Origin of the sequence: Pseudomonas sp. Sample_22 (assembly GCF_004307635.1) — a bacterium.
In the GTDB taxonomy this organism is placed as follows: Bacteria; Pseudomonadota; Gammaproteobacteria; order Pseudomonadales; family Pseudomonadaceae; genus Aquipseudomonas.
Genome location: NZ_RCNY01000065.1, coordinates 13,570 through 35,011 on the forward strand (window position 1 = coordinate 13,570; position 21,442 = coordinate 35,011).

Genomic DNA, 21,442 nt, shown 5'->3' on the forward strand with positions numbered 1-21,442 from the left:
GGCTGGGGCTCATCATCCCCCAGCCTTATCGCGCACCATTCAGCCTCCGCCGTGTTCATTGTGAGCCGCAGCGCCGTGCCTGACACTCCCGGGTAATGTCCCTGGCCTGCTGGAGTTTCCTCACATGAATGAGTCTGTGCGCTTCGAAGATAAAGTCGTGATCATCACCGGTGCAGGTGGCGGCCTGGGACGGGCGCATGCACTGTTATTCGCCAAACAGGGTGCGAAAGTGCTGGTCAATGACCTTGGCGGCTCGGCCCAGGGCGAAGGCGCCAACGCTTCGGCCGCCGACCGCGTTGTGGCTGAAATCCGCGAGGCCGGCGGCACCGCCGAGGCCAACCACGACTCGGTCACCGATGGCGACAAACTGGTCCAGCACGCCCTCGATGCCTTCGGCCGGGTCGACGTGGTGGTCAACAACGCCGGTATCCTGCGCGACAAGACATTCCACAAAATGGACGACGCCGACTGGGACCTGGTTTACCGCGTCCACGTCGAAGGTGCCTACAAAGTCACCCGCGCTGCCTGGCCGCACATGCGCGAGCAAAACTACGGTCGAGTGATCTTCACCGCGTCCACTTCAGGCATCTACGGCAACTTCGGCCAATCCAACTACGGCATGGCCAAACTTGGCCTCTATGGCCTGACCCGCACCCTGGCCATCGAAGGCCGCAAGAACAACATCCTGGTCAACGCCATCGCCCCCACCGGCGGCACCCGCATGACCGAAGGCCTGATCCCGCCGCAAGTCTTCGAACAACTCAAGCCAGAACTGGTCAGCCCGCTGGTGGTGTACCTGGCCAGCGAAAACTGCCAGGAAACCTCCGGCCTGTTCGAAGTCGGCGGCGGCTGGATGGGCAAAGTCCGCTGGGAACGCAGCCTCGGCGCCGGGTTCGATCCACGGGTGGGGTTCTCCCCGGAAGACGTGGCGGCGCATTGGCAGCAGATCTGTGATTTCGAAGGAGCGGCGCATCCGAAGGACAATATTGAAGCGTTGAAGGAGATGATGGGGAATTTGCAAAAATATTCGCTCTGACTGCGCTTCATTCGGCAGAGCCAGATCAGGTTCTGCCGTCCCCGATTGACCCCCTCGCGACAAAAACCACGCCCATAAAAAAGGCCGCTGCAAACGCAGCGGCCAAGCAAGACGTTGGATCCAGGAGCTACAAATCAACGTCGGTGTACACGGGGCGATGAGTCGAAACGCTTCAACTCACCTGAAATCTGTCGTGCTTCCGGGCTGTAATCCGTGAAAGCCCGGCAAGAATAAGTCTTTGCCGGCAAAGGAAAAACAGCAATTGCGGACATGCACCGTTACCGCCTGCGTAACAGTTCGCTCGCCTGCAGCGTAGTCCATGAATTCGACTGATGCCTTCACATCCAGTCTGTCTATGCGCCGCGCAATCGCCCGTTCCATATGACCAGTCATCCTTTGGAGGTACATCACGAATACCTCCTTGGTGCGCTTATCGCCCCAGGCCTGCGGCAGTAGGGTGAGGCCTTCTGTCACTCACCGGGGAAGACGCATGACAAAAACAACAATGCGCGCCATCTTCACACCGCAGGCGCTGGCCGCTGCGGTTGCCTTGGGCTGCTGTGCCCAGGCGCAGGCTGTTTCATTCAACATCGGGGAAATCGAAGGGACGTTCGACTCTTCGCTGTCGGTCGGCGCGAGTTGGGGCATGCGCGATGCGGACGATGCCCTGGTGGGCACGGTCAACGGTGGTAGTGGACAGGCGTCGACCGGCGACGACGGTCGTCAGAATTTCAAGAAAGGCGAAACCTTCTCGAAGATCTTCAAGGGTATTCACGACCTTGAACTGAAATACGGCGACACCGGTGTGTTCGTCCGTGGCAAGTATTGGTACGACTTCGAATTGAAGGACGAAGACCGGCCGTTCAAGCCGATCAGCGATCACAACCGCAAAGAGGGCTCCAAGTCTTCCGGTGCGCAGATTCTCGACGCCTTCGTCTATCACAACTATTCCATCGCCGATCTGCCGGGGACTGTTCGTGCCGGTAAACAGGTGGTGAGCTGGGGCGAAAGTACGTTCATCGGCAACTCGATCAACAGCATCAACCCGGTCGACGTTTCCGCGTTTCGTCGTCCGGGTGCCGAGATCAAGGAAGGGCTGATCCCGGTCAACATGTTGTTTGCTTCCCAAGGCCTGACCGACAAGTTGACCGTCGAAGGTTTCTATCAACTGGAGTGGGATCAGACCGTCGTCGATAACTGCGGCACCTTCTTCGGGGTCGACGTGGTAGCGGACGGATGTAACAAGGGATACACGGTCGCCAGCCCTGCGATTGCACCGTTGCAACCGATTGCTGCGGCGTTTGGCCAGGGCTTCGAGGTGACCAGCGAAGGCGTGGTCGTTCCCCGTGGTGGCGACCGCGATGCCCGGGATTCGGGGCAGTGGGGGACCGCATTGCGTTGGCTGGGCGACGATACCGAGTATGGCCTGTATTTCATGAATTACCACAGCCGAACCCCGACGGTTGGCACCACGACGGCGGGGCTCAGAACGCTGGCGAGCATTCCGGGCATTGTCACCACGGCCAACCGCATCGCTCCGGGTAGCGGTGGGGGGCTGGCGCAGAGTGTGATGCTCGGTCGCGGTCAGTACTACCTTGAATACCCCGAGGACATTCGCCTCTACGGCGCGAGTTTTTCCACGACGCTGCCTACCGGCACGGCGTGGACCGGCGAGATCAGTTATCGCCCCAACGCGCCGGTGCAGGTCAACACCAACGACCTGACCCTGGCGATGCTCAACCCCATTGCCGGTGGCGCAGCGTCACCCATTGCGACCGCGCCCGGTGCCGACAACACAGGCTATCGGCGCAAGGAAGTGACGCAGGTTCAGAGCACCCTGACGCACTTCATCGACCAGATTGCAGGCGCTGATCGCCTGACCTTGGTGGGTGAGGCGGCGGTGGTGCGGGTCGGTGGCCTGGAGTCTCGCAGCAAACTGCGCTATGGCCGCGACTCGGTGTACGGCCAGTATGGTTTCGGTGGCGATACCGACGGTTTCGTGACCTCGACCTCATGGGGTTATCGCGCCCGGGCAATCCTCGATTACAACAACGTCATTGCCGGGATCAACTTCAAACCCAACCTGTCCTGGTCCCATGACGTCGCCGGTTATGGTCCCAACGGGTTGTTCAACGAAGGTGCCAAGGCCGTGAGCGTTGGCGTTGATGCGGACTACCGCAACACCTACACCGCAAGCCTCAGTTACACCGATTTCTTCGGCGGTGACTACAACGTGCTCGAAGACCGCGACTTCGTGGCGTTGAGCTTTGGCGTGAACTTCTGATCTGGCTGAAAAGGATGAATTCAATGCGCAAGATGATTCTGCAAATCGGTTCCGCCCTGGCCCTGAGTCTGCTGGCCGTCAACGTGATGGCCGCCGTATCGGCACAAGAAGCCGACAAGCTTGGCACCACGCTCACCCCGCTCGGTGGCGAGAAGGCCGGCAATGCCGACGGCTCGATTCCGCCGTGGACCGGTGGCATTCCGAAAAACGCTGGTGCGGTGGACAGCAAGGGTTTCCTGGCTGATCCATTCGCCAATGAAAAACCGCTGTTCGTGATCACTGCCGCAACGGTCGACAAATACAAGGACAAGCTGTCTGACGGGCAGATCGCGATGTTCAAGCGCTACCCCGAGACCTACAAGATTCCGGTCTACCCCAGCCACCGCACCGCGGCCCTGCCGCCAGAAGTCTATGAGGCGGCCAAACGCAGCGCGTTGAACGTGACACCGACCAACGATGGCAACGGTCTGGCCAATTTCACTGGCAATCGCTATTACGCCTTTCCGATTCCGAAGAACGGTGTAGAGGTCATCTGGAACCACATCACCCGTTATCACGGCGGCAACTTGCGTCGCACCATTACCCAGGCCACGCCACAGTCCAATGGTGATTTCACCGTCATTCGATTCAAGGACGAAGTGGCCGTGCCATCGCTGCTGGGGGATTTGAAGCCGGGCAGTGACGAGAACGTCCTCAACTATTTCAAGCAGGAAGTGACCGCGCCGGCGCGGTTGGCGGGTAACGTGCTGCTGGTTCACGAGACCCTCGATCAGGTCCAGGAACCGCGCAAGGCGTGGATCTACAACGCCGGTCAGCGTCGTGTGCGTCGCGCGCCGCAAGTGGCGTATGACGGTGTGGGCACTTCGTCTGACGGGCTGCGTACTACCGACAACTTCGACATGTTTTCCGGCGCACCGGATCGCTACGACTGGAAGCTGGTCGGCAAGAAGGAAATGTACATTCCGTACAACAGCTACAAACTCGATTCGCCAGACCTCAAATACACCGATGTGATCAAGGCCGGCCATATCAACCAGGACCTGACACGCTATGAGCTGCACCGGGTCTGGGAAGTGGTGGCCACGGTCAAGCCTAACGAACGGCATGTTTACGCCAAGCGTCATATGTACATCGACGAAGACACCTGGCAGGTGGCGCTGGCCGATCACTACGACGGTCGTGGCCAACTGTGGCGAGTCGCCGAAGGGCATGCGCAGTTCTACTACGATCATCAGGTGCCGGCCTACACCGTCGAAGCGCTGTATGACTTGATTGCCGGTCGTTACATTGCCCTGGGGATGAAGAATGAGGAGAAACGCAGCTTCGAATTCAACATCGCGGCAAAAGCCGGGGACTACACGCCGGCGGCGCTCAGGAGTACGGGTGTGAGGTAATCGTCCTACAGCGTCTTACACAAAAAGGTGACCTCGCAGTCACCTTTTTTATGGCCGCAAATCAGCGTGCTGAATACTTCTTCAACAAGCGCTCGGGAGGGGGCTAGGGTGGCGCCACAACAATAACAAGGCGCATCACTATGACTGCCATGACATTGTGTCTGGACCGTCCTGGATTCCTGCCTCGCCTGTCCTCCCATCATTTGGCTCGAGAGCGTTTGGTCGAGCCATTGCTGGCCTCGACGGCTCGAGTGAAGTTGCTCTGCGCACCGGCGGGCAGCGGCAAGAGTGCGCTGCTCACCGAGTGCCTGTTACGTGCGCCGGTGGATTGCCGGGTGTGTTGGTTGCCGATGGCCGGGGAATCCCTGGGTATCGCCGCTTTCCGGCAACGCCTTGCACATGCGCTGGGTCTGGCTTCGGCCGATGAGACTTTTTTGCTGGAGTACCTGTCCCGTTTGCAGGTGCCAACCTGGCTTTTCATCGACGATTATTGCCGGGTTTCCAACCCCGAACTCGATCGCTTTCTGGATCGTTTACTGGCTGTCAGAAGCCCGACATTGAATTGGTGGCTGGCCTCGCGCCGACGTCCACAATGCAACTGGCCCCGGCTGTTGCTTGATGATGAGTTGTACGAATGCGAGGCCCGCGCGCTGGCGTTTACCGAGTGTGAAGTCCAGCATTTGCTCAGTCATGTCGAGCCAGCAATGGCCACGCATACAGCACGCAGAATTATTCAGCGCAGTGCAGGCTGGTGTGCCGGTGTGCGCATTGCCTTGCTGGATGCCTGCCAGTGGGCAGCCGAGCAGAACAAACAGGAGCGCTCGGCGACACTGCTCGATTATTTGCACCATGAGTTGTTCAGCGCGCTGGCCCCTGAACTGATTGAGGCTTGGCAGGTACTGGCGCGTTTGCCGCGATTCAACGCCAGCCTCTGCGAGCATCTGTTCGGCGCCGGTGAAGGGGCGCAATGGTTGCATCAATTGCAGGACATGGGCTGTTTCATCGAGCCATGGGAAGACTCCAGCGAGTGGCTGCGGGTTTTTGTGCCGTTGGCCCGGGCCGTGGGCGACGAGCGAGGTTCGGCGGGGCGTGCCTGGCATCGGCGCGCATGTCAGTGGTTTTGCGCCGAGGAAGACTGGCAGGGGGCGTTCGAACAAGCGCTGCTGGCTGAAGAGTTCGAGGTTGCCGTCACTCTGTTGCAGCACTTCAGTCTTGAGCATTTGTTCCGGCGAGAAAACGTGCGCTTGTTGTTGAATCTGCATGAGCGACAGGGCGAAGAGTTGACCCTCGGTTCGCCGCAGTTGGTGGGACTGATCACGGCGGCGTTGTTGTTCGCCGGGCGCTTCGATCAGGCTGCCGAGTGCATTGGCCAACTGGCCCGTTTCGCACCACAACCGACCGCCACGCTTCAGCGGCAATTGCTGGCTCGCTGGCAGGCACAACAAGGTTGGCTGTTGCATTTGCTGGGGCGCATGGAAGCGGCACGTGCACACTTTATTGACGCGCTGGCTGAATTGACGCCGGATGCCTGGCCCGCACGGCTGTTGTGTTTGTCCGGGTTGACTCAACAAGCCTTGCTCAACGCCGAACTCGATACTGCGCAGGCCTGCAATCGTGAGGCGTTGTGTCTGGCCCGTGCGCAAGGTTCGTTGCTGTTTGAAGGCTTGCTTGAACTTGATCACGCCCAGTTGCTGGAGCAGCGAGGTGCGCCGCGGCGAGCCGAAAGCTTGTTGGCCGATATCCACGCATTGTTGAGTCGACAGGCCGATCGGCCGACGCCGTTGCTGGGCAGGATCGCCCTGCAGCGCGGGCGACTGGCGCTATGTCAGGGGCAGGAAGAGGTGGCTGCCGAATTCTTCCAGTCTGGTTTGCAAGACTGCCTGCACAGCCAGGACAAGCGTGCGTTGTATGGTTTTCTGGGGCAGGCCCAACTGGCCGCCAACCAACGCGATTACGCCCTCGCTTTCGATCGATTGCGCGATGCCGAGCGCTTGATGCAGCAGCGGCAGATTCCCGAAACGGTTTATCGGGGTGTATTGCTGCAAATCAGCAGTCATTTCTGGTTGCAGCAGGGACGCCCGCAATTGGCTCGCGAAGCGTTGACCCGTGTGTTGCGTCACTATCGCGGAACGCATGCCCGCCAGGCCCCTCCCGCGACCGTGATGCTGATTGCCCGTGTCGAGTATTTACTGGTGCTTGCCCAAACCCGACTGCAGGAGGCGCAACAACCGCTCGAACGACTCAACAACCTGCTCGTTCACGCTCAGCAACATTCAATGCTGGCGCTGGAAGCGGAGTTGCAGTTGGCGATCTGCGAAGTAGCGGACCTGACGGGCGAAACCGATCTGGCGAAATCGGCATTGCTGGCGGGCCTGAAGCTGGCAGGGCGTGGGCAATTGCAACAGGCCTTGTGTGAACTGCGCCTGCGCCAACCGACCTTGCTCAGCCGTTACGGCATGGACGACGAGTCTGCGGCAACAATCGACGACAATCCATTGAGCGGGCGGGAACTGGAAGTACTTGGCCTGATTGCCCAAGGCAACTCCAACCAGCAGATTGCCGAACAATTGTTCATTTCATTACATACAGTGAAAACCCATGCGCGGCGAATCCACAGCAAGTTAGGTGTAGAGCGTCGCACTCAAGCAGTAGCGATAGCAAAAAAGCTGGGATTGATTTCCCGGGAGTAATGAATGCAAACACTCCCTTGGGTGCAACGATGATGGTTTTAATTAAGATGTTGGCAGGACTCAGACATAGGCAACCATGATTTGAGTCTGGCGTTATCAACTCTAATTAACAGGTTATTCAATCATGGAAGAATTAAATATCGAGCGAGTGCGTGCCATATTGCATGCAAGGCTCAGCGGGCGTGGAATTGATGTTGACGACGTTTACATCAATGGCGTTTTTTCGCTTGAAAAACCACTGGTCACTTACTCGCAAACGCTGGTATGGGCCTTGTATCTGAAATTGCAGGACGGCGAAGTTCCTTACTTTGAGGGCGACCATCTAGGTTTGTTTGTCAAAGCCTATACATTTGATTCGATACATCGTTTCAAAGGTCTGGAGTTTGACGAAGTAAACGGTATTAGTGCAGATATTGCAGAGCTGTTCCAAATTCAATCTGTAGTTTGATTCAGCCGTTGTGCCGGCGCGTGCCGGCACAACCGCTATTCAAGCGCCGGGTGTTTTTGCCTCATAGCCCATTCGCCAACTGACGGCGCGTGTTGCGGACAACAAGCGCTGCGCGGCCGGGCCATTTTCGTCGGCGTGGAACAGCGACGTCGGGCCGACCACGGTCAACACGGCCACGACATTTCCCATTGCGTTCATCACCGGTGCCGACAAGGCGTCCACCCCCGGCATCAACAAGCCATGCACATGATGCAGGCCCCGCGCACGGATCTGCTCGCACAACAGGGTGTAAGCCTGCTCATCTGCCAGCGCGTGACTGGCATGCTCCTGCAATTCCCGGTCGCGCAGCTCAACGGTTTCGCGCTTGGGCAGGTATGCGCCAAAGACCAGGCCAGTCGAAGAACTGAGCAAGGGCAATACCGAGCCCAATTGTGTGACCACCGTAACCGCACGCACCGCGGGTTCGATGCGCACTACGGTCGCGCCCTGATTGCCCCACACCGCTAAAAAACAGGTTTCATTCAAGTCATCGCGCAGCTCGGCCAAGGGCAGGGCGGCGACGTTCAGCACATCCATTGCGTTGAGGGCCGCAAGGCCAACGCGCAAGGCTTCACGGCCCAGGCCGTAATGGTTGGTCGCCGCGTTCTGTTCGGCAAAGCCGCTGGCGATCAGCGCCTGCAAATAGCGGTGAACCTTGCTCGCCGGCATCTGCACGTGTTCGGCCAGGCGCGAAAGAGAGGTCGAGGGCGACAACTCGGCCAGCGCCTTGAGGATGTCGGTCCCCACCTCGGCGGAGCGGACTTTCTGTTTGCCGTTGCTGTCGCTGCTGGGCTTTTCCATGTTGGTGCTGTGATCCCGGGACGAATGGGCGTCTTTATAGCTTGACGGTCAATACCAATCAAATTACGTTATGCGTAATTGGATTACGATAAAAATAACCCAGACGTGCCATGAGCGCTGCAACAGAGCGATCGGTTACCGTCGACTCCCGTTCAGGAGGCTCCATGAACCCCGATTCAACCGCCCAGGCGTTGGCTTATCAGTCAGGCTTCGGCAACGAATTCAGCAGCGAAGCGCTCCCCGGTGCATTGCCCGTCGGCCAGAACTCCCCGCAAAAAGCCCCTTACGGCCTCTACACCGAGTTGTTCTCCGGCACCGCTTTCACCATGGCCCGCAGCGAAGCGCGGCGGACCTGGATGTACCGCATTCAGCCATCGGCCAATCACCCGGCATTCGTCAAACTCGACCGACAGTTGGCCGGTGGCCCCTTGGGTGAAGTGACGCCCAATCGCCTGCGCTGGAACCCACTTGAGATTCCCGCTGAGCCGACCGACTTCATCGACGGCCTGGTGAGCATGGCGGCCAACTCCTCCGCCGAAAAACCGGCCGGCATCAGCATCTACAACTACCTCGCCAATCGCTCCATGGAGCGGGTGTTCTTCAATGCCGACGGTGAAATGCTGCTGGTGCCACAGCAGGGGCGTTTGCGCATTGCCACTGAACTGGGCGTGCTGGAAGTGGCGCCCCTGGAAATTGCCGTACTGCCCCGGGGCCTGAAATTTCGTGTCGAGCTGCTTGATCCGCAAGCGCGTGGCTACATCGCGGAAAACCACGGTGCGCCATTGCGCCTGCCGGATCTCGGGCCGATCGGCAGCAACGGCCTGGCCAATCCACGGGACTTTCTGACCCCCGTCGCGGCGTACGAACACCTTGCGCAGCCGACCACCCTGGTCCAAAAGTTCCTCGGACAATTGTGGGCCTGCGAACTCAATCATTCGCCGCTCAACGTTGTCGCCTGGCATGGCAACAACGTGCCGTACAAGTACGACCTGCGCCGTTTCAACACCATTGGTACCGTCAGCTTCGATCACCCGGACCCGTCGATCTTCACCGTGCTGACTTCGCCGACCAGTGTCCATGGGTTGGCCAACCTCGATTTTGTGATCTTTCCGCCGCGCTGGATGGTGGCTGAAAACACCTTCCGTCCACCATGGTTCCACCGCAACCTGATGAACGAGTTCATGGGCCTGATCCAAGGCGAATACGACGCCAAGGCCGAAGGCTTCGTACCCGGTGGCGCGTCGTTGCACAGCTGCATGAGCGCCCACGGCCCCGATGGCGAAACCTGCACCAAAGCGATCAACGCTGAGCTCAAACCGGCGAAAATCGATAACACCATGGCCTTCATGTTCGAGACCAGCCAGGTCTTGCGCCCGAGCCGGTTCGCCCTTGATTGCCCGCAACTGCAAACCACCTACGACGCTTGCTGGGCTACGCTGCCCGCCACTTTCGACCCGACCCGGAGATAACCCATGACGCAGACTTCCATCACTCGCAGCTGGGTTGCTTCCGCCAACGGCCACGCGGATTTCCCGCTGCAGAACTTGCCGCTGGGCGTGTTCAGCGTGAAGGGTTCGGCGCCACGCAGCGGCGTGGCCATCGGCGAGCATATTTTCGACCTGGAAGCCGCACTGGATGCCGGCCTGTTCGACGGCGCCGCGAAAGCTGCCGTCGAAGCCACCCGTGGCGGTCAATTGAATGCGTTCTTTGAGCTGGGCAGCGCCGCTCGTGTGGCGCTGCGCGAACGCTTGCTGGAACTGTTGAGCGAAGGCAGCACGCTGCACGGCAAGATCGAAGCCCAAGGCGCAAAACTGCTGCCGCTGGCGACGGATTGCCAGATGCACCTGCCAGCGAAGATCAACGACTACACCGACTTCTATGTCGGCATCGAGCACGCGCAGAACGTCGGTAAACTGTTCCGTCCCGACAACCCGCTGCTGCCGAACTACAAATATGTGCCGATTGGTTATCACGGCCGCGCTTCGACTGTTCGTCCATCCGGCACCGACGTACGCCGCCCGAAAGGCCAGACCCTGCCGGCCGGCCAGACCGAGCCGACCTTCGGCCCGTGCGCACGTCTGGACTACGAACTGGAACTGGGCATCTGGATCGGTCAGGGCAACGAAATGGGCGACTCGATCGCCATCGGTGACGCCGCCGATCACATCGCCGGATTCTGCCTGCTCAACGACTGGTCGGCGCGGGATATCCAGGCTTGGGAATACCAGCCATTGGGGCCATTCCTGTCGAAGAGTTTCATCACCAGCATCTCGCCATGGGTCGTGACCGCTGAAGCGCTGGAGCCTTTCCGTCGCGCCCAGCCTGCGCGCCCGGAAGGTGATCCGCAGCCACTGCCGTACCTGTTCGACAAACGTGATCAGGCTGCAGGCGGTTTCGATATCGAGCTGGAAGTCTTGCTCTTGACCGAAGCCATGCGCGAGCAGAACCTGCCGGCTCATCGCCTGACCTTGAGCAATTCGAAATACATGTACTGGACCGTGGCGCAAATGGTCGCGCATCACAGCGTCAACGGCTGCCAATTGCAGGCCGGTGACCTGTTCGGTTCGGGAACTTTGTCGGGGCCGGAAAACGGTCAGTTCGGCAGCCTGCTGGAAATCACCGAGGGCGGTAAAAAACCGATCGAGCTGGCGTCGGGCGAGGTGCGCAAGTTCCTTGAAGACGGTGACGAAATCATCCTGCGTGGCCGATGCACTCGCGAGGGCTTCGCGTCCATCGGCTTCGGCGAGTGCCGCGGCAAAGTGCTGCCGGCGCGCTGAGAGGAACGGAGCATGGAACTCTATACCTACTACCGCTCTACATCGTCCTATCGGGTGCGCATCGCGTTGGCGCTCAAGGGGCTGGACTATCAGGCGCTGCCGATCAACCTGATCGCGCAGCCCGGTGGCGAACACCGCCAACCGCCGTACCTGGCCCTCAATCCCCAAGGCCGGGTGCCGGCCTTGAGCACTGAAGAAGGCGCGTTGCTGATCCAGTCACCGGCGATCATCGAGTACCTGGAGGAACGTTATCCACAGGTGCCGCTGCTGTCCAAAGACCTTGTCGCTCGTGCACATGAGCGCGGTGTGGCAGCGTTGATCGGTTGCGACGTGCATCCATTGCACAACGTCAGCGTGCTCAATCGGCTGCGGCAATTGGGCCATGATGAACCGCAGGTGATGGAGTGGATCGGGCACTGGATCGGCCAGGGGCTGGCGGCCGTGGAGCAGTTGATCGGCGAGCAAGGCTACTGCTTTGGCCCGCAGCCCGGATTGGCAGATGTTTACCTGATCCCACAGTTGTATGCCGCTGAGCGTTTCAACATTTCCCTTGAGGCGTACCCGCGAATTCGTCGGGTGGCGGCATTGGCAGCCACGCATCCGGCGTTCATCAAGGCGCATCCGGCAAACCAACCGGACACGCCGTAACACCTCTGTAGGAGCGAGCCTGCTCGCGATTACGGTCTTGGATGGATCGCCGTTATCGCGAGCAGGCTCGCTCCCACAAAGGTTTGTTTTCAGTGGACGATTGAGTTGGGCGGCAAATGCCCAAGCCGTTCCGTCAGGCGAATGCGCTGGATCGGGTCGTCACTGAGCAACAGCGCATGCTCCAGATCGAAGCGCTCGGCGTTCGGGCAGTCCAGGCGTTGGTAGAGACTGGCGCGGGCCAGGTAGTCGGCGGCGTTGGCGTTACCCAGTTCAAGCACGCGCTCGGCGTCGATCAGGGCACCAATGTAATCGTCGTGGGAAAGGTGCAACTGGCGCAGGTTGCGCGACAGCCGTTGCAGCATCTGCACCGGTTCGGCTGTCACCAGGTGTTCGGCACTGAGCTTGATGTTCGGGCCGTACTGGCGCTGCAGCAGTTCGCGGCAGTCGTTGGGGTAGAGTCGGCGACCGCCGCAGGGATCGAGCAAGTGATCGGCACCGGGCACACGCAAGAGAAAATGGCCGGGGAAGTTTACCCCGACCAAGGGAATTTCCAGGCCTCTGGCCAATTCCAGCGCAATCAGCCCCAGGGCCAGCGGTTGCCCGCGTCGGCGTTCCAACACTTTATGGATCAACGCTGCTTGCGGCCGCAAGGGTGTGGCATCGTCCTGCGCGAACCCCAGATCATTCATGCGCCGCAGCAACGGCTGCGCCAGCTCGCTCACCGGCAGCATTGGCAAGCCGCCGCTGGCTCGTTGTTGCAGTTCTCGCACCTTTTCCAGCGTTGCCTCGGGGGACACTTCGCTGTCATGTTCGACGCAAATCCACAGCGCCGCCTCGAACAGGGCGGGCGGTGAACGTTGCAGGCAAGCGAAAAACGATTGTCGCGGCGTCATTGAAATCTCCGGGCAATGCCTCGTTTTAGCCCCGTCTCCGCTATTCGTCCAGTGCCTTGCAGGGGCAACAACAGGTTATTTCCGAAAGACTCTACAGCTGCGTCGCTTATTCCGGTGCGCTTCTGCAATTTTTGGGCGCAAGCCTATACTGGCGACTACAAGAAGTGATTCGGGAGCCTTACGATGTTTGCTCTCATGCAAAGCACTCGCCTTGAATCGCTGCACCTGAGCGTTGACCCGGTCACCGGGTTGAAGGCGGTCATTGCCATCCATAACAGCCGACTGGGACCTGCCCTGGGCGGCTGTCGTTACCTTGCCTACCCTAGCGACGAGTCTGCTGTCGAGGATGCCATACGCCTTGCCCAAGGCATGAGTTACAAAGCGGCACTGGCCGGCCTGGCCCAGGGGGGCGGGGTGGCGGTGATTGTCCGGCCTGCCCATGTCGCGAACCGCGGGGCGCTGTTCGAAGCTTTCGGACGCTGTATCGATCAACTCGACGGACGCTACATCACGGCCATCGACAGCGGTACTTCCGTGGCGGACATGGATTGCATCGCGCAACAGACCCAGCACGTCACCAGCACGACCTCGGCGGGTGATCCTGCGCCGCATGCGGCGATGGGCGTATTCACCGGCATTCGCGCCACCGCCATGGCCCGCTTGGGCAGCGACAATCTAGAAGGTTTGCGTGTGGCTATTCAGGGCCTGGGCAATGTCGGATTCGCCCTCGCGGAACAGCTGCATGCCGCGGGTGCCGAGTTGCTGGTCAGCGACATCGATCACGGCAAAGTGCAACTGGCCATGGAGCAACTTGGCGCGCATCCGATTGCCAACGATGCATTGCTCAGCACGCCATGCGACATTCTGGCCCCGTGTGGTCTGGGCGGGGTGCTGAACAGTCATAGCGTCACGCAATTGCGCTGTTCGGCGGTGGCGGGCTCGGCGAATAATCAGCTGACGCACCTGGACGTCGCCGATCAACTTGAGCGACGCGGCATCCTGTACGCACCGGATTACGTGATCAATGCCGGTGGCTTGATCTACGTTTCGCTCAAACACCGTGGTGAAGAGCTGTCGACCATCACCGCACATTTGTCGAAAATCAGCACGCGACTTACTGAAGTCTTTGCCCATGCCCAGGCGGAGAAACGTTCACCGGCGCGGGTGGCCGATGAGTTGGCCGAGAAAGTGCTGTACCGATAACAAGAACCTTTGAGTCTGGAAAATGAAAAAGGCCCTGAGTCATTCGACTCAGGGCCTATTCAATTCGCATGTCACTTCGCAGCTTTCGGTGCCTTGGCCGGTTTGGCCGCTGGTGCCGGCTCTTCGGCTTCAACCGCTTCGACCGTTGGCGCGATTTCAGCCGGTGCGCTCAGCAATTCGGACAGGGCGTCCGGCTGGCTCTTGAATGCCTTGGCGAAGACATCGCGATTTTTCGCCATGTAGATCCCGGCTTCTTCCACTTGCTGCTCGGTCAGGGACGGAACGGCTTTTTGCAACACTTCAGCCAGCAACTCGGCCAGTTCGAGCATTTTGTCATGACGGTCAGCTTCGGCTTTATCCATGAACAAGCGCTCCAGATCTCGGCTGCTGCGGTATACCACTTCGACGGCCATTCACCACCTCACATGCCTTCACATTGGTTGTCGATTTCGACTACTGTATCTATATACAGCGAAAAGGATAAGCGAATCCCTTTGCTTTGGGTAGTGGCTTTTTAATGTAGTCCGGATTCAGGGTTTGTCAGGTGCAGGGCACCCAAGGTGCGACCAAACGCCACGGCGCGCAATTGCGGGCCGCTCGCCATCATGCAGTGGCCTTTTTTCTGCATGCGGAAAACCGTCACGTCCAACCCGCATTATCCGGTCGAGCCGACCTAAGGAAACATCATCGTGAAAATCAACTGGGCCGAAAAGCTGCGGCAGAATGTGCATCAACTGGCTGAGTCCCTGGGCAACCTGTTCGTCGAAACCTTTCATTACCTCGCACTGTTCGCCATCGGTGCGGTGACCGCGTGGGCGGCGGTGATGGAGTTTCTCGGGATGCTTGAGAAGGGGCACATCAAGATTGATGACATCCTGCTGCTGTTCATCTACCTGGAACTGGGGGCGATGGTCGGGATTTACTTCAAGACCAACCACATGCCGGTGCGTTTCCTGATCTACGTGGCGATCACTGCGCTGACGCGGCTGTTGATATCCAACGTGTCGCACCACAATCCACCGGACCTGGGGATCATCTACCTGTGTGGCGGTATTCTGCTGCTGGCGTTTGCGATTCTGGTGGTGCGTTACGCTTCATCGCAGTTTCCGTCGGTGAAGATAGAAAACCCGCACCGCAAGATCGGTGCGGGTTCCAGTGAACACCCGGAGGTGGAGAAGGGCGAGCTTTAAAGGCCCATGGTGGGGCGCGGGCGCCCTTTGGCTGGGGGTGGCGGCAGGCTGCGCGTGCCGCCATCGGTCATGGATTCGAGGACGGCCACGGCGCTGTGGCCTTGTTCGATGGCGATGCCGAACTGGATGCTTTGCACCAGTCGTTTAAGGCGCTCGGGGTCATTGCGTTGTTCGGCACTGATCATGCGCTTGGCGACTACGCGCCCACTGTTGGAAAGGGTCAGCATGATGCTGCCGTCCAGGCCCTGAATGCTCAGGTTGATCTGGTAATCCGCTGCAAAGGCATCGGTAATGAGCTGAAAGGGGTTGTCCATGATGCGTCACCGCCTGATTGAACGTGCAGTTGTTGACCGGCCGTGATCGGGTTGGTTCGCAACGCCGGACCACCGGCCATTTCACGGCCATATCGCCATCATTGTTCCAACAGGGATGTAGCAAGGGGCATGCCGACTGGATTGTCGGACAATGATCACGGCAAAAAGAAGGCGGGCACTGTGGCCCGCCTTCTTTTTGCCTGCACGATTCAGGGCATTAAACCGTGATGCGCCTCGAAAACGATCAGCACTCTACCCAGTTCACCGCCAGGCCGCCGCGTGAGGTCTCTTTGTATTTGTCGTGCATGTCGGCACCGGTGTCGCGCATGGTGCGGATCACCCGATCCAGGGAAATGAAGTGTTTGCCGTCGCCGCGCAGAGCCATTTGCGTGGCGTTGATCGCCTTGACGGCGGCAATCGCGTTGCGTTCGATGCACGGCACTTGCACCAGCCCGCCCACCGGGTCACAGGTCAGGCCGAGGTTGTGTTCGAGGCCGATTTCCGCGGCGTTTTCCAGTTGCTCCGGCGTGGCGCCCAGCACCTCTGCCAGGCCAGCGGCAGCCATGGCGCAGGCTGAGCCGACTTCACCCTGGCAACCCACTTCGGCGCCGGAGATCGAGGCGTTTTTCTTGCACAGAATGCCTACCGCTGCCGCGCCCAGGAAGAACGCCACGACATCGTCGTCCGAAGCATCCGGGTTGAACTTCATGTAGTAGTGCAACACCGCCGGGATGATGCCCGCCGCGCCGTTGGTCGGTGCGGTGACCATGCGCCCGCCGGCGGCGTTTTCTTCGTTCACGGCGAGGGCGAACAGGTTCACCCATTCCATCGCCGAGAGGGTCGAGGTGATGACGTTCGGTTTGCCGATTTCCAGCAGGCTACGGTGCAATTTCGCCGCGCGACGAGGAACATTCAGACCGCCCGGCAGGATGCCCTCATGGTTCAAGCCCTGCTCGACGCACTCGCGCATCACCGACCAGATATGCAGCAAGCCCTGGCGGATTTCGGCGTCACTGCGCCAGGCCCGTTCGTTGGCCATCATCAATTCGGAAATCCGCAAGTTGTGCTGGTTGCACAGCTGAAGCAATTCGACGGCGCTGGAAAAATCGTACGGCAGCAGCACTTCGCTGGCCGGTGAGATCCCGGATTCGGCTTCAGCCGCTTCGATGATGAAACCGCCACCAACCGAGTAATACGTCTGTTCAAACAGCTCGCCGGTTTCGCCGAAGGCTGTCAGGGACATGGCGTTGGGGTGGTAGGGCAGGCTTTCGTCAAGCAGCAGCAGATCGTGTGCCCAGTCGAAGGCGATGGTCACCTGGCCTGCCAGGGACAATTCGCCGGTTTCGCGCAGGGTCTGGATTCGACTGTCGATGGACGTGGGATTGATGCTGTCCGGCCACTCGCCCATCAAGCCCATGACACAGGCGCGGTCGGTGGCGTGGCCGACGCCGGTTGCCGACAGGGAGCCGTAAAGACGGATTTCAACTCGCCGCACATCGGCGAGCAAATGTTGATCGACCAGCGCTTGGGAGAAGGTCGCAGCTGCACGCATCGGACCCACGGTATGAGAGCTGGATGGGCCGATGCCGACTTTGAAGAGATCGAAAACACTGATAGCCATGCTAAAGCCTATTCCTGCAATGGAAGATGAATCGCTGCCATTTTTGTAGGACAAGCGCACTTTCAGCGATACTGCCTGCCTCGGTCCTGCGTGACCAACGAAACTTCCTAAGACAGCCTTTAGCAGGACTAAACAATGAGCCGTCAATTGCACGCCCAGACCTACGTGTGGCTACAGGTGTTTTCCTGCGCCGCCCGGCACTTGTCGTTCACCCGTTGTGCGGAAGAACTGCACATCACGCCGGGGGCGGTCAGCCAGCAGATCCGCCAGCTTGAAGAGCGCCTGGGTTTTCGCTTGTTTCATCGACGTGCAAGGGGCGTGGAGTTGAGTGCTGAAGGCCAGCGACTGGCCATCACCGTCAATGAGGCTTACGGCAGCATCGATGCGGAATTGCGTCGACTGGACGCCGGCATGATCAGCGGCACCTTGCGCGTGCGTTCGATTCCATCGTTCCTCAGCAAATGGCTGACGCCACGCTTGCCGCGATTGCAGCAGCGGTTTCCGGACATCCAGTTGCGCCTGGTGGCCGAGGACAGCAGCGTGCCGTTGCATGAGGGCGATTTCGATTTGGCCATCGACCTCAACGACGGCAGTTATCCGGGACTGTTATCCACAGCCTTGCTCGACGAACAGATTTTTCCGGTCTGTGCACCGGGCCTTCTGCGCGGTCGCCCGCCGCTGCATGGGCCGGCGGACTTGATGCACTTTCCACTGCTGCATGACATCACAGCCTGGCGTGGCAGTTATGAATACGCCGAATGGGAGTTCTATCTCAACGCCATCGGTTTCGAAGGAGCCGATGTGCGTCGCGGTCACACGTTCAATCGCAATCACCTGACTATCGAAGCGGCCATCGCCGGGATGGGCGTTGCCATTGCCCGGCGAACGCTGCTCAACGATGAGTTGGAGCGCGGCGCATTGATCGTGCCGTTTGGGCTGACGGTGCCTAATCATAAACGCTACATGGTGCTCTATGCGCCGGGGGCGCTGAGTCATCCGGGCGTGCGTGCGGTGCATGACTGGCTGGTGGAAGAAGCGGGGATTTTTCGCGGTTTGCATCCGCTGGGCGAGCGGCAGATGTGAGCAATTATTACGTAGGGGCGGACCGAACCAACTCCCGACCTTAACAGCGCTTTTGCCAGTTGTCCGGCTTTTTTTGCGATTAGAAATTTATCTTTTTTTAGGGGTTGAATTGTTCAGCGTACAGACCGATTGTGTAAGTAAGAGGTCACGGTGATGACGCCCAAGGGCTTAGCTGACCGGCCTCTCGCGAGCTAGCTGAAATAAGGGATGAACTATGCAAATCCAAGTCAATAGCGATAACCATATTCAAGGCAGTAAACGACTGGAGGAGTGGGTACGTACTACCATTGAGAGCACGCTCGAACGATATGAGGAGGACCTGACACGCGTCGAGGTTCACCTGCGGGACGAGAACGGCGACAAGCCGGGTCCCCACGATTTGCGCTGCCAATTGGAAGCGCGGCCAAAAGGCCACCAACCGATTTCCGTCACCCATAAAGCCGCCAGCCTGGAACTGGCGATCGATGGAGCCGCTGAAAAACTCGAACATGCGCTGGAACATCTGTTCGGCAAATTGCGAGGCAAACCACGAGCCGCTGTGGTGCCGTTCGAGCGCAGGGCTCACGCCGATGTGCTACTGGAAGAAGAGTTTCTTGAAAACGAACAGGCTGCGCAAAACGGTTGAAGCCTGATTCACTGTTTTTACTTTCCCACCGAAACGGGCCTGCATTGCAGGCCCGTTTTGTTTTCAGGATTCACTGAGCAAGAGATCACGGCTTCACTTCTTTTGCGTATAAGAATCTTTATCATTAGTATTGCGCCTTGCTGGCCACGTGATATTCACGCCGCCTCACCAGGTTCCAAGGTCGCAACATGAAAGCCACAAGCAAGACGCTCCCCGTTTCCTATCGACTGGCGGTCACATCACGTGTGCTGGCTGCCGTGCTTGGCGGCTATGTCGTCTCGGCGCTGGCGAGTGTCTGCCTGACGCTGTGGGTGCCAATGGCCCGCGCCGAAGCGGTGGTGACCGGAATGCTCAGTTCCTTCCTGGTCTATCTGCTTGCGGTGATCTGGTGCTTTGCTTGTCGAACAGCGTGGCGAGCCTGGGTCGGGTTGATCCTGACAGGCCTGCTGTTGGTGGCGTTGGCAGGGCTGGCTTACTGGATGGGGCAATCATGAAAGAGGGATTTCGCCAGGCAATGGCCTGGTTGCACACCTGGGCCGGTTTGCTCTTCGGTTGGCTGCTGTTTGCGATTTTCCTGACTGGCACACTGGCCTATTTCAAGGATGAGACCACTCATTGGATGCAGCCGGAAATCCCCGCGCGGTCGGTGTCCACCGAATCGAGCCTGTCCCTTGCCCAGGATTACCTTCAGCAACAGGCTCCCGGCGCATCACGCTGGATCATTGAATTGCCCAGCGCCCGCGAACCGGCACTCTCGGTACGCTGGCAACAGGCACCGGCGAAGCCCGGTGAGCGCGGCCAACTCACGGCAAAATTGCTCGATCCGCAAACCGGCCGTGAGGTGCAGGCCCGGGACACCCAGGGCGGCGAGTTCTTCTACCGTTTCCATTTCCAGCTGCAAATGCCCTATCCGTGGGGGCGTTGGCTGTCGACCATTGCAGCGATGGTGATGTTCGTCGGGTTGATCAGCGGGATCATCACCCACAAGAAAATCTTCAAGGACTTCTTCACCTTCCGCCCGCGCAAAGGCCAGCGCTCCTGGCTCGACGGGCATAACGCAGTCGGTGTGCTGGTGTTGCCGTTTCACCTGATGATCACCTACAGCAGCCTGGTGATTTTCATGAGCATGGTGATGCCGGCGAGCATTTTGGCGGCGTACAAAGGCGATGTGCAGGCGTTTTTCAGCGACGTGTTTCCAGCGGCCAATACCGCGAAAGCCGCTGGTCAGCCAACGCCATTGCTGCCCCTGGCACCGCTGCTGGAAAAGGCCCGCGGGCAATGGGCGGGTGGCCAGGTCAGGCGCTTGACGGTGAATAATCCGGGTGATGCGAACGCCACTGTGGTGTTGGCTCGCAGCGGTGCAGACCGCGTGGTTCACGATTTCGGCAGCGCCGTGACGTTCAACGGCGTGACCGGGCAACTGCTCGCCGCGACCCCGGCGCAAGCCATGCCAATGGCCGTCGCCGGCACTTTCTACGGTTTGCACATGGGCCATTTCGCCGGACCGCTGTTGCGCTGGTTGTACTTTATCTGTGGGCTGGCAAGCACGGCGATGATCGGCACCGGGCTGGTGATCTGGCTTGGCAAGCGGCAGCTCAAACATGCCAGGAGCAGCGTGATGCCCTTCGAACTGCGGCTGGTGGAGGTGCTGAATATTGCCGGTATGTCGGGGTTGGTCGTCGCGGTAGCCGGGTTTTTCTGGGCCAACCGTTTGTTGCCGATCGGGTTGGCCGAGCGCGGCAATTGGGAGGTCAACAGTTTCTTCATTCTATGGGCGCTGAGCCTGCTGCATGCCATCGCTCGCCGAGGGCGCACGGCGTGGGTCGAGCAGTTGTCGTTGGCCGCGTTGCTGTTTGGCGCCGTGCCATTGCTCAATGCACTGACCACGCCGTATCACTTGGGCAGCTCCTTGATTGAAGGTGATTGGGCCATGGCCGGTTTCGATTTGGCATGCCTGGTCAGCGGGCTGTTCCTCGCCTGGGCTGCCTGGAAAATGCAGCGCGCCGCAAAGACCGATGGCGTCCGGCAACGCGCCCAAGCAATCACCCTTGAGCAAGAGGCGAACTGAATGTTGCTGGCCCTTTTGCTCTGCTATAGCGGTTTTACCGCGTTGTGTTTGTCGATGGACCGCCATCATGCCGACCTGCTGGGACGCAAACCGTCAACGCGCTCGCGTCGGTGGTTGAAAGTCGCGGGCTGGGTGTTGCTGGCGATTTCGTTGTGGCCGGCGGTATCAGCGATGAACTGGGCGCTCGGGTTAGTGGATTGGTTTGCGGTGTTGATGCTCAGTGCCTTGCTGCTGGTGTTGCTCATACCGTATCGCCCGCGCCTGGCCCTGGCGTTGGCCGGTGTGAGCTTGCTGGCCAGCCCGATTGTCGCGTTCGCACAGTATTGAA

The 21,442-nt window shown here is 59.4% G+C and carries 19 protein-coding genes and 1 pseudogene; 15 read left to right on the plus strand and 5 right to left on the minus strand.

Going from position 1 to position 21,442, the window contains the following annotated elements; genetic code table 11:
* The first annotated feature begins 124 nt into the window (after positions 1–124).
* The 5 genes from D8U73_RS16965 (at position 125) to D8U73_RS16985 (ending at position 7,852) form a co-directional block, all read left to right on the plus strand.
* Positions 125–1,036, plus strand: coding sequence for an SDR family oxidoreductase (locus D8U73_RS16965; RefSeq protein ID WP_130905180.1), 912 nt, complete (start codon positions 125–127; stop codon positions 1,034–1,036).
* A 490-nt stretch (positions 1,037–1,526) separates the two neighbouring features.
* The gene (locus tag D8U73_RS16970; RefSeq protein WP_130905181.1) at positions 1,527–3,320 is read left to right on the plus strand and encodes a DUF1302 domain-containing protein; all 1,794 of its coding nucleotides are present in this window, start codon (positions 1,527–1,529) and stop codon (positions 3,318–3,320) included.
* A gap of 23 nt (positions 3,321–3,343) precedes the next feature.
* Positions 3,344–4,714: a DUF1329 domain-containing protein gene (locus D8U73_RS16975; protein WP_056855071.1), complete on the plus strand. Its 1,371-nt coding sequence runs from the start codon at positions 3,344–3,346 to the stop codon at positions 4,712–4,714.
* A gap of 140 nt (positions 4,715–4,854) precedes the next feature.
* Positions 4,855–7,404 (plus strand): LuxR C-terminal-related transcriptional regulator, encoded by a 2,550-nt coding sequence (locus D8U73_RS16980; RefSeq protein WP_130905182.1) that lies wholly within the window; start codon positions 4,855–4,857, stop codon positions 7,402–7,404.
* 124 nt (positions 7,405–7,528) lie between these two features.
* Positions 7,529–7,852 (plus strand): hypothetical protein, encoded by a 324-nt coding sequence (locus tag D8U73_RS16985; protein ID WP_130905183.1) that lies wholly within the window; start codon positions 7,529–7,531, stop codon positions 7,850–7,852.
* A gap of 39 nt (positions 7,853–7,891) precedes the next feature.
* Here the strand turns inward: D8U73_RS16985 and D8U73_RS16990 are convergent, their stop codons facing one another.
* Entirely contained in the window at positions 7,892–8,692 is an 801-nt protein-coding gene (locus D8U73_RS16990; RefSeq protein ID WP_056855074.1) for an IclR family transcriptional regulator, read from the minus strand.
* Positions 8,693–8,856: 164 nt separating this feature from the next.
* Here D8U73_RS16990 and hmgA point away from each other — a divergent pair, with 164 nt between their 5' ends.
* Genes hmgA through maiA form a run of 3 tightly spaced genes read left to right on the plus strand, consistent with a single transcriptional unit; the run spans position 8,857 to position 12,117 of the window.
* Positions 8,857–10,161, plus strand: coding sequence for a homogentisate 1,2-dioxygenase (gene hmgA, locus D8U73_RS16995; protein WP_130905184.1), 1,305 nt, complete (start codon positions 8,857–8,859; stop codon positions 10,159–10,161).
* 3 nt (positions 10,162–10,164) lie between these two features.
* On the plus strand, positions 10,165–11,469 hold the full coding sequence (fahA, locus tag D8U73_RS17000) for a fumarylacetoacetase (RefSeq protein WP_130905185.1): 1,305 nt from the start codon (positions 10,165–10,167) through the stop codon (positions 11,467–11,469).
* Positions 11,470–11,481: 12 nt separating this feature from the next.
* On the plus strand, positions 11,482–12,117 hold the full coding sequence (gene maiA / locus D8U73_RS17005) for a maleylacetoacetate isomerase (RefSeq protein ID WP_056855077.1): 636 nt from the start codon (positions 11,482–11,484) through the stop codon (positions 12,115–12,117).
* An 89-nt stretch (positions 12,118–12,206) separates the two neighbouring features.
* Here the strand turns inward: maiA and D8U73_RS17010 are convergent, their stop codons facing one another.
* Entirely contained in the window at positions 12,207–13,010 is an 804-nt protein-coding gene (locus D8U73_RS17010; protein WP_056855078.1) for a transglutaminase family protein, read from the minus strand.
* Between the two features lie 183 nt (positions 13,011–13,193).
* On the opposite strand from D8U73_RS17010, the gene D8U73_RS17015 reads away from it, so the two are divergent.
* On the plus strand, positions 13,194–14,213 hold the full coding sequence (locus D8U73_RS17015; protein ID WP_056855079.1) for a Glu/Leu/Phe/Val dehydrogenase dimerization domain-containing protein: 1,020 nt from the start codon (positions 13,194–13,196) through the stop codon (positions 14,211–14,213).
* 173 nt (positions 14,214–14,386) lie between these two features.
* On the opposite strand, the pseudogene D8U73_RS17020 reads toward D8U73_RS17015, so the two are convergent.
* A pseudogene (locus tag D8U73_RS17020) lies at positions 14,387–14,626 on the minus strand (YebG family protein); the annotation flags it as partial.
* Between the two features lie 276 nt (positions 14,627–14,902).
* On the opposite strand from D8U73_RS17020, the gene D8U73_RS17025 reads away from it, so the two are divergent.
* Positions 14,903–15,403: a phosphate-starvation-inducible PsiE family protein gene (locus tag D8U73_RS17025; protein ID WP_056855081.1), complete on the plus strand. Its 501-nt coding sequence runs from the start codon at positions 14,903–14,905 to the stop codon at positions 15,401–15,403.
* Here the strand turns inward: D8U73_RS17025 and D8U73_RS17030 are convergent.
* Positions 15,400–15,717 carry a DUF3509 domain-containing protein gene (locus D8U73_RS17030; RefSeq protein ID WP_130905186.1) on the minus strand — a complete coding sequence of 106 codons (318 nt, stop codon included), beginning with the start codon at positions 15,715–15,717 and terminating at the stop codon, positions 15,400–15,402. The two genes, D8U73_RS17025 and D8U73_RS17030, sit on opposite strands and share 4 nt — an antisense overlap.
* A gap of 244 nt (positions 15,718–15,961) precedes the next feature.
* A complete protein-coding gene (locus tag D8U73_RS17035; RefSeq protein ID WP_130905187.1) occupies positions 15,962–17,338 on the minus strand; it encodes an L-serine ammonia-lyase in 1,377 nt (458 codons plus the stop codon).
* Between the two features lie 135 nt (positions 17,339–17,473).
* Here D8U73_RS17035 and D8U73_RS17040 point away from each other — a divergent pair, with 135 nt between their 5' ends.
* The 5 genes from D8U73_RS17040 to D8U73_RS17060 all read left to right on the plus strand — a co-directional run bounded on the left by D8U73_RS17040 (position 17,474) and on the right by D8U73_RS17060 (position 21,441).
* Positions 17,474–18,421, plus strand: coding sequence for a LysR substrate-binding domain-containing protein (locus tag D8U73_RS17040; protein WP_130905188.1), 948 nt, complete (start codon positions 17,474–17,476; stop codon positions 18,419–18,421).
* Between the two features lie 214 nt (positions 18,422–18,635).
* The gene (locus D8U73_RS17045; protein ID WP_056855085.1) at positions 18,636–19,046 is read left to right on the plus strand and encodes an HPF/RaiA family ribosome-associated protein; all 411 of its coding nucleotides are present in this window, start codon (positions 18,636–18,638) and stop codon (positions 19,044–19,046) included.
* 188 nt (positions 19,047–19,234) lie between these two features.
* Positions 19,235–19,540 (plus strand): DUF3649 domain-containing protein, encoded by a 306-nt coding sequence (locus D8U73_RS17050; RefSeq protein WP_130905189.1) that lies wholly within the window; start codon positions 19,235–19,237, stop codon positions 19,538–19,540.
* Entirely contained in the window at positions 19,537–21,114 is a 1,578-nt protein-coding gene (locus D8U73_RS17055) for a PepSY-associated TM helix domain-containing protein (protein WP_130905190.1), read from the plus strand. Before D8U73_RS17050 ends, D8U73_RS17055 begins: the two co-directional genes overlap by 4 nt.
* Positions 21,115–21,441 (plus strand): DUF3325 domain-containing protein, encoded by a 327-nt coding sequence (locus tag D8U73_RS17060; protein ID WP_130905191.1) that lies wholly within the window; start codon positions 21,115–21,117, stop codon positions 21,439–21,441.
* Position 21,442: the final 1 nt, after the last annotated feature.

Coding starts and splice junctions, on each gene's coding strand:
- D8U73_RS16965 (WP_130905180.1), top strand. CDS start 125: ATGAATGAGTCTGTGCGCTTCGAAGATAAAGTCGTGATCATCACCGGT.
- D8U73_RS16970 (WP_130905181.1), top strand. CDS start 1,527: ATGACAAAAACAACAATGCGCGCCATCTTCACACCGCAGGCGCTGGCC.
- D8U73_RS16975 (WP_056855071.1), top strand. CDS start 3,344: ATGCGCAAGATGATTCTGCAAATCGGTTCCGCCCTGGCCCTGAGTCTG.
- D8U73_RS16980 (WP_130905182.1), top strand. CDS start 4,855: ATGACTGCCATGACATTGTGTCTGGACCGTCCTGGATTCCTGCCTCGC.
- D8U73_RS16985 (WP_130905183.1), top strand. CDS start 7,529: ATGGAAGAATTAAATATCGAGCGAGTGCGTGCCATATTGCATGCAAGG.
- D8U73_RS16990 (WP_056855074.1), bottom strand. CDS start 8,692: ATGGAAAAGCCCAGCAGCGACAGCAACGGCAAACAGAAAGTCCGCTCC.
- hmgA (WP_130905184.1), top strand. CDS start 8,857: ATGAACCCCGATTCAACCGCCCAGGCGTTGGCTTATCAGTCAGGCTTC.
- fahA (WP_130905185.1), top strand. CDS start 10,165: ATGACGCAGACTTCCATCACTCGCAGCTGGGTTGCTTCCGCCAACGGC.
- maiA (WP_056855077.1), top strand. CDS start 11,482: ATGGAACTCTATACCTACTACCGCTCTACATCGTCCTATCGGGTGCGC.
- D8U73_RS17010 (WP_056855078.1), bottom strand. CDS start 13,010: ATGACGCCGCGACAATCGTTTTTCGCTTGCCTGCAACGTTCACCGCCC.
- D8U73_RS17015 (WP_056855079.1), top strand. CDS start 13,194: ATGTTTGCTCTCATGCAAAGCACTCGCCTTGAATCGCTGCACCTGAGC.
- D8U73_RS17030 (WP_130905186.1), bottom strand. CDS start 15,717: ATGGACAACCCCTTTCAGCTCATTACCGATGCCTTTGCAGCGGATTAC.
- D8U73_RS17035 (WP_130905187.1), bottom strand. CDS start 17,338: ATGGCTATCAGTGTTTTCGATCTCTTCAAAGTCGGCATCGGCCCATCC.
- D8U73_RS17040 (WP_130905188.1), top strand. CDS start 17,474: ATGAGCCGTCAATTGCACGCCCAGACCTACGTGTGGCTACAGGTGTTT.
- D8U73_RS17045 (WP_056855085.1), top strand. CDS start 18,636: ATGCAAATCCAAGTCAATAGCGATAACCATATTCAAGGCAGTAAACGA.
- D8U73_RS17050 (WP_130905189.1), top strand. CDS start 19,235: ATGAAAGCCACAAGCAAGACGCTCCCCGTTTCCTATCGACTGGCGGTC.
- D8U73_RS17055 (WP_130905190.1), top strand. CDS start 19,537: ATGAAAGAGGGATTTCGCCAGGCAATGGCCTGGTTGCACACCTGGGCC.
- D8U73_RS17060 (WP_130905191.1), top strand. CDS start 21,115: ATGTTGCTGGCCCTTTTGCTCTGCTATAGCGGTTTTACCGCGTTGTGT.